At 62.5% G+C, this 7,314-nt stretch carries 7 protein-coding genes; 2 read left to right on the forward strand and 5 right to left on the reverse strand.

Annotated features, from left to right (window positions below):
* Nucleotides 1–20: 20 nt before the first annotated feature.
* Together ACOCD2_RS09310 and ACOCD2_RS09315 are read left to right on the forward strand one after the other, a co-directional pair.
* The gene (locus ACOCD2_RS09310; RefSeq protein ID WP_293646484.1) at nt 21–800 is read left to right on the forward strand and encodes a glutathione peroxidase; all 780 of its coding nucleotides are present in this window, start codon (nt 21–23) and stop codon (nt 798–800) included.
* Nucleotides 752–1,621, forward strand: a complete 870-nt coding sequence (locus ACOCD2_RS09315; protein WP_308214435.1) for an FAD-dependent oxidoreductase — start codon at nt 752–754, stop codon at nt 1,619–1,621. Before ACOCD2_RS09310 ends, ACOCD2_RS09315 begins: the two co-directional genes overlap by 49 nt.
* Nucleotides 1,622–1,636: 15 nt before the next feature.
* Here the strand turns inward: ACOCD2_RS09315 and ACOCD2_RS09320 are convergent, their stop codons facing one another.
* The 5 genes from ACOCD2_RS09320 to hemC are packed head-to-tail and all read right to left on the reverse strand — an operon-like array spanning nt 1,637 to nt 6,995.
* The gene (locus ACOCD2_RS09320) at nt 1,637–2,923 is read right to left on the reverse strand and encodes a heme biosynthesis HemY N-terminal domain-containing protein (RefSeq protein WP_293646482.1); all 1,287 of its coding nucleotides are present in this window, start codon (nt 2,921–2,923) and stop codon (nt 1,637–1,639) included.
* A complete protein-coding gene (locus ACOCD2_RS09325; RefSeq protein WP_293646480.1) occupies nt 2,920–4,083 on the reverse strand; it encodes a uroporphyrinogen-III C-methyltransferase in 1,164 nt (387 codons plus the stop codon). The genes ACOCD2_RS09320 and ACOCD2_RS09325 overlap by 4 nt, the downstream gene beginning before the upstream one ends.
* Nucleotides 4,067–5,302, reverse strand: coding sequence for a dicarboxylate/amino acid:cation symporter (locus tag ACOCD2_RS09330; RefSeq protein ID WP_293646478.1), 1,236 nt, complete (start codon nt 5,300–5,302; stop codon nt 4,067–4,069). Before ACOCD2_RS09330 ends, ACOCD2_RS09325 begins: the two co-directional genes overlap by 17 nt.
* Nucleotides 5,299–6,066 (reverse strand): uroporphyrinogen-III synthase, encoded by a 768-nt coding sequence (locus ACOCD2_RS09335; protein WP_293646476.1) that lies wholly within the window; start codon nt 6,064–6,066, stop codon nt 5,299–5,301. The genes ACOCD2_RS09330 and ACOCD2_RS09335 overlap by 4 nt, the downstream gene beginning before the upstream one ends.
* Nucleotides 6,063–6,995 (reverse strand): hydroxymethylbilane synthase, encoded by a 933-nt coding sequence (gene hemC, locus ACOCD2_RS09340; RefSeq protein WP_293646474.1) that lies wholly within the window; start codon nt 6,993–6,995, stop codon nt 6,063–6,065. The genes ACOCD2_RS09335 and hemC overlap by 4 nt, the downstream gene beginning before the upstream one ends.
* Nucleotides 6,996–7,314 lie beyond the last annotated feature (319 nt).

A 7,314-nucleotide genomic window follows, 5' to 3' on the forward strand; every position in this document is an offset into this window, starting at 1 on the left:
AACTAAACAGGAGCAACAAAATGGCTGACCAAACAGGCACCAGCGTACCCCAGGTGGTATTCAAGACCCGCCAGAACAACGAATTCGTGGATGTGCGCAGCGAAGACATCTTCAGCGGAAAAACCGTGGTGGTGTTCTCCCTGCCGGGAGCCTTCACCCCGACCTGCTCTTCCACTCACCTGCCGCGCTACAACGAGCTGGCAGACACTTTCCGGGAAAACGGCGTGGACGAGATCGTCTGCATCTCCGTAAACGACGCTTTTTTCATGGATGCCTGGAAGAAGGACCAGGAAGCACAAAACATCAGGCTGATACCCGATGGCAACGGTGAGTTCACCGCGGGCATGGGCATGCTGGTGGACAAAACCGATCTTGGTTTTGGTATGCGCAGCTGGCGCTATTCCATGCTGGTGAAGGACGGCATCATCGAAAAGATGTTCATCGAACCCAATGTACCCGGTGACCCCTTCGAGGTAACCGACGCCGACACCATGCTGGATTACATCAACCCGAACGCGGTCAAGCCCAGGGCCGTCAGCATCATCACCAAGCCCGGTTGTCCCTTCTGCGCCCAGGCCAAGGAAATGCTGGACAGACAGGGCATGGACTACGAGGAAGTCGTCCTTGGCCGCGATGCCGGCCTGCGCTCACTTCGCGCCATCAGCGGCAGCGAAACCGTACCCCAGGTATTCATCGAAGGCGAGTACATCGGTGGCTCGGAACAGCTGGAAGCCTGGCTGGCAGCGTCGGTGTGGAACTGGCCGGTGTGCTCCAGGCGCTCGGCTCACAGGTATCCCTGATCGCCCTGGAAGACCGCGTACTGGAGCAGTTCGACCCCATGATCAGCCGGGTGCTCATGAGAGAAATGGAAAAGCAGTCCATCGACCTGCACATGGGTTTTGAAGTCAATGAGCTCTCACAGGATGCACCGGGCATTAGCGTGCATGGCAGCGGCGGGCAACACCTGTCCGGTTACGACAGCGTGATCTGGGCCGTCGGCCGGTCGCCCAACACGCGCAACCTCAACCTGGAAGCGGCAGGCGTCGCGGTTCATCCCAACGGGACCATATCCACGGATGACCTTCAGAACACCAACGTACCAGGCATCTATGCCATCGGTGATATCACCGGGCGGGTCGCGCTCACGCCCGTTGCCATTGCCGCAGGTCGCAAGCTCGCCGCCCGCCTGTTCGGCGGCCAGGCAGACAGCCGGGTGGACTACAGCAATATCCCCAGCGTGGTGTTTGCCCATCCGCCGGTGGCCACCGTGGGGCTCACCGAAACGGAAGCCCGCGAACGCCACAACGCGGTTACTGTTTACCAGACCGAGTTCACCCCCATGCGCCATGCCCTTGCGGAACAGGGTGTGAAAACAGCCATGAAGCTGGTCTGCGCCGGTGAAGACGAGCGCGTGGTGGGTATTCACCTGATCGGTGACAATGTGGACGAGATGCTGCAGGGCTTTGCGGTGGCGGTGAAGATGGGCGCCACCAAGGCGGATTTCGATGAAACCATGGCCATACACCCGGTGAGTGCAGAGGAGCTGGTGACCATGAAGACGCCGGAACCGGCACGCCCGGCCACGACGGACAACAGGGTGGAATGGCGCAAGGCCGGCTGAAGAAAGCCTGTCCTGTCAGGATTCCGCCACGGCGTCGGGCAGATCCGGCAGCAGCGGATCATCACCGTTGTTGAGGTTCATGTTGGCCTGCCGGATATGTGCCGGCAGCACTACCGGGGCAGTGCCGGGCTGTTCCAGTACGGCTTCGCGGTACACCCGGGCGGCCGCTTCCTGCTCTCCCAGGGCATCGAGCAGCCGCCCCAGTTCCCGCCGGGCAGCCAGACCCGCGCCGTGGGCGATGGCCGCTTCCAGGTAGCTGCGCGCCTTGCCCCACAGGCCGGCGCGCAGGCTCAGACGGCCGAGGGTCAGCAGCAGTACCGGGTCCAGCTCATGGACCGCCAGCCAGCCCTCGGCACGGGTGAGCGCCGCCGAAGGCTCTGTCAGGTCCAGCAGGCCATACAGGGCAACCAGGTCATCATGCCAATGCTTCTTCAGGGCGGCCCGCAGCAGCTGTTCAGCCTCCTCATCACGCTGACGCTCATGCAGCAGACGGGTGTAATCGCCCAGGATGCGCGGCTCCTGGTGCAGGCTTCGCGGGATCTTCTGCCAGACACTGTCCAGGCGGCTGACTTCCATTGCCCGGGCCGCTTCCTGCAGGAGCGCGCGGTATACCTGCACTTCCAGCTCGTCCAGCTGTTCCGGGTTACGGGTGCGGTCCTTCTTCAGCTCCGGCAGCAGCTTGCGCAGCTGCTCCCAGTCACCGACCTGCTGGTACAAGCTTGCCAGCAGGCGCAGCACATAGGCATGTCTGGGCGCCAACTCACGCAGATGCTTGAGGGTGGCCAGGGCCTGTTCGAACTGCTGATGGGCGATCTGCAGTTCCGCCTGGGTGAGGCCCACGGCCACGTCCGCCGTGGGCATATGCTGGTGCGCCAGACGGATATAGGCATCACGGCGGTCGTCCGAGCCCTGGCGCTGAGCCGCCTGTGCGGCAGAAAGGTAGTTGATGAGGGGCGTATCGGAAAATACCGCATGGCGCGTGAGCAGCTTTTCCGCCTGTTGCCAGTGGCCTTCGGCCAGCTCCACCAGTCCCTGGGTCAGTGCATGCCTCGCCCGGCGCTGGCGCAGGCGCCGCCGCCAGGTGGACAGGCCGCCCGGCAGGTGAATCAACCCGAACAGGAAATGCAGCAGATAATAGAGCAGCCCGGCCGCAACCGTGGCAAGCAGCACCAGCATGGCCAGGCTGAGCTCCACAGACCAGTTGCCCCAGGCCAGAAAGGCATAGCCGCTGTCCTTTTCGATCACCCAGGCCGCCAGCCCGCCCAGCACCAGAAACAGACAGACCTGCAGCAACAGCTTCACTGTGCCACCTCCCGGGTCTTGCGGGTCTGCTGCAGGGCCCGCCGGGTCTGCAGCGCCTTCAGCGACTCGGACAGGTCCGGCAGTTGGGGCTTGAGCTTCACCGCCATCAGCGCCTGGATAGCGGCGCTGGCCTGCTGACCCGTCCGGTCATCCAGGTGGAAATAACGTTTCAGCCACTCATTGAGGCGTTGCAGGCTTTCCCTGTACAGGCTGTCATCCCCCTGCACCAGGGCCAGCCGCGCCGTTTCCAGCATGAGGCAGGCATTCTGCACCAGCAGTACTTCCTGGCCGCTGGTGAGCAGGGTTTCCACCGGCCGGTCGTGATGGCGGATGCGCACGCTGTTCTGCAGCCCGCGCCACAGGTCTTTCCCGAGCCTGCGAACCGTGCCTTCCGGCTCTGGGGTCTGGGCCGAAGCACCCGCCTTCCGTTCGGCAGGGGCTTCTGCCGCCATCAGCCGGCGCAGCCGGGCAAAGGACGCCTTGAGCGCATCCATCTGCCGCAGCAGGGCCGGCACATCCGGCAACTGCAATCGCCGCAGGTTGTCCATGTCCCGCCGGAGCTGTTCCCTGACGACCTGCCAGCGGGCATCGCCGGTTTCCTCCAGGCGCTGATCCGCCTGCTGCAGTGCCGCCAGGGCGGTGCCTGTATCCCGGGCCAGTTGCAGGCGCTGCACGGCGAGCTGCAACAGGTATTCGGCTTCGGCCACCAGCCAGCGTTCATCGGGATTGCCCAGCCGTTTGCGCAGGTCGGCAAGGTGGCCCGCAGTTTCCCGCTGCTGCATGCGGTTGCGCTCCGCCGTCAGCAGGTCGGCCTGCCTGCGAAGTGCTTCCTGCTGCTGAGCGAGGGATGCTGCCTGTTCGCCGCTGTCACCGGACTGCCGGGCCAGCAGCGCCTGTTGCTTTTCCAGGGCCTGCTGCGCCTGCCGGATATTCTGCTGCAGTTCCTGCTGCACGCGGGCGGTGGACTGGATGCGCGCGGCCAATCGTTGCAGATCCTGCTGCAGGTTCTGCCAGTAGTGGTAACCCAGTGCGATGGCCGCCGCGGTGACCAGCAATGCCAGCAGGGCGAGCACGGAGGGCAGGCGGCTGGGGCGCGGCAGAGGGACCTCGTCCGCGTTCATGTCGATGACAACGGTCTGGTGTTCAGGCTTCTGTTTCATGATGCTTTCGGTTCAGGCTGTCCACGGTCTTGGCCACCACCATGTCGGAGGTGACGTTGAGGGAGGTGCGCGCCATGTCGAGGATACGGTCCACCACCACGATGAGGGCCATGTATTCGATGGGGAGATTGGCCTGGTTGAGGATCACCACCATCATCACCAGGGAGGCACTGGGCAGGGCCGCCACGCCCACGCTCAGGGTCACCACGGTAAAGCCCAGCAACAGCTGGTCTCCCATGCTCATGTCGACACCCGCCAGGTTGGCGATATAGAGCACGGCAACAGTGAGATAGGCCGCCGTGCCATCCATGGATACCGTTGCGCCCAGGGGCAGCACAAAACTGGCGGTTTCCTGCTTCACGCCGCCCTTCTCCACGGCAACGCGCATGCTCACGGGCAGGGTGGCGGCACTGGACGCGGTGGAAAAGGCCATCAGGGGCACTTCCTTGATACGGTTCAGGTATTTCCAGGGGTTGATGCGCGCAAACAGGGCCATCACCGCGGGCAGGGTCACCAGGCCATGCACCAGCAGCACCCCCAGCACCAGCAGGATGTATTTCCACAGGTCGATGATGGTCTGCACTCCCTGGTCCGCCACCACGTAACTGATAAGGCTGAACACGCCCAGGGGCGTGAACAGGATCACCCAGCGGGCCAGCTTGAGCATGGCTTCGCTGATAGCGGTGAACACGTCCAGCATGGCGCTGTGGTGCTGTTCTTCCAGGTACAGGCTGGCGATGCCGAACAGGATGGCAAACACGATGACCTGCATCATGGAGCCCGTGGCCAGGGCATTGAAAATATTGGTAGGGATGAAACTGAGCAGCATGGCGCTCAGCGAAAAAGGCGCCACGCCCTTCGCGCGGTCGTAGCTCAGGCCTTCTGCAGAGACCGCATCACCAATGGGAAAGATATTCATGGCCACGATGGCCAGCAGCACCGCCAGTGCCGTGGTCAGCACGTAGAGGCCGATGGTCTTGAGACCAATGCGCCGCAGCTGCTCCAGGCCGCCCAGTCCGGAAATGGCCACGTAGATGGAAGCGAACACCAAGGGCACCACCAGCATCTTGAGGAAGGCCACGAAGGCCTTGCCCAGCGCTTTCTGCGCCAGGGCCCATTCGGGCAGGAACATGCCGAACAGCACACCCAGTATGATGCCGACCACCACCAGGCGGTTGGTGGCCTGCTCACTGGTCAGGTAACGCCAGAAGGGGCTCATGAAAGTTCTTCCCGGATTTCACACAGAGCGTGGAGAATACCACGATCTCCCGCCATATCCGTCACCCAGACTTTGCGGCAACCCAGTTCGAAGGCATGTCCGGCAGTACGCTCACTGAGCACTACCAGGGGCGTTTCCCGCAGCAGCTCCCTGCCTTTCTCACCCAGCATCTGCAGGAGGTTGTCGAGTATTTCCGAGCTAGTCACTGTCACTGCATCCACCAGCTGCGTCCAGCCATGCACCAGGTTGTCTGCGCTGCGCTCGGGAATATGCCGCTCATAGACCTCCGCATAGACGACCGTTGCACCGCGCTTTTCCAGTTCCTGCTTCAACAGCTCACGACCGCCATTGCCACGCACGATGATCACATGCCTGCCCTGCATATCTTGCAGTGCATCGAGGCCCAGCAGGCCTTCGCTGTCGAAACGCTGTTCCGGAATCAGGGTGGCGGGCAGACCGTATTCTTCCAGGGCAGCAGCCGTCGCCCTGCCAATGGCGGCGATCTGCAGGTCCAGGGGCAGCGCTTCCGGAAGCAAAGGGAAAGCGTGCACCACGGCATTCACGCTGACGAAGACGAGCAGCGTATCCGGCGCGATTGCACCGAAGAGCTGGCGGGCTGCTTCGGGCTTGTCGGTCGGCAGGATTTCCATGGCCGGGAAACGCAGGGGACGGCCGTGGGCCGCCTCGATCATCCCGCACAGCTTTTCGGCCTGATCCGCAGGACGGGTGACCAGCACGCTCAATCCGCGCAGATGGCAGCTCATGTGTTCTGATAGAGCTCCCTGAGAATTTCCGCCGCACCGTCATCCAGCAGCCGTTCGGCCAGGGTCGTTCCCAGGCGCTCAGCCGCTTCCACCGGGCCGCGGATCTCGTCGCGAATGATGCGTGTGCCGTCCACGCTGCCCACCAGACCACGCAGCCACAGCTGCTCACCTTCCAGGATGGCATGACCGGCAATGGGCACCTGGCAACCCCCTTCCAGGCGGTTGTTCATGGCGCGTTCGGCCCGCACGCAGCTGGCGGTTCCGGCATGGTGCAGGGGAGCGATGAGACTGTTCACGCGCTCATCGTCGGCACGGCATTCGATACCCACCGCGCCCTGACCGATGGCAGGCAGGCTCTGTTCGGGTTCGATGAAAGCACGGATGCGGTCACCGAATTCCAGGCGGATGAGTCCGGCCGCGGCGAGGATGATGGCATCGTATTCGCCCTCGTCCAGCTTGCGCAGCCGGGTGTTCACGTTACCGCGCAGGGGCAGCAGTTCCAGGTCCGGCCGGCTGGCCATGATCTGGCTCTGGCGCCGCAGGCTGGAGGTACCCACCTTCGCACCCTGAGGCAGCTCGTCCAGGCTGGCGAAGCGGTTGGAAACGAAAGCATCGCGCGGGTCCTCGCGTTCCATGATCACCGGCAGGTGCAGGCCTTCCGGCAGCTCTACCGGCACATCCTTCATGGAATGCACGGCGATGTCGGCGCTGCCTTCAAGCATGCCCTGCTCCAGTTCCTTGACGAACAGGCCCTTGCCGCCGATCTTTGCCAGGGGCGTGTCCAGGATCTTGTCGCCCTGGGTGCTCATGCCCAGCAGTTCCACCTGTATGCCGGGATGAGCTGCTTTCAGGGCAGCGGCGACATGTTCCGCCTGCCACATGGCGAGAGGGGATTTTCGGGTGGCAATGCGGATGATATCAGGACTCATGAAGGTAATTTCGCGGTTGAAGAATCGGTGCCACAGTATGCCAAAAAACGCCCGGTCAATACAGGCGCCATCTCTTCTCCGAGCCCGCCATGTCATACGCGCTCGAATGCACCGGGCATACCCTGAGTGGATAAGCAGGAAAAAGGGCATGGAACGATTCGGGAGAAACATCAGTCTGAAGAAAACGAAACCCGGGTAAACGACAGGGAGCGCGCAACACTGATTTGTTGATGTATATCTCAAAACTAGAGTTTAGAGTTTCAGAGGAGAAAAACCACTAAAAATCTCAAAAGTAACTACTCACCCCTATCAGCATAGA

It is taken from the genome of Thiolapillus sp., assembly GCF_048562965.1.
Classification (GTDB): Bacteria; Pseudomonadota; Gammaproteobacteria; order Chromatiales; family Chromatiaceae; genus Thiolapillus; species Thiolapillus brandeum_A.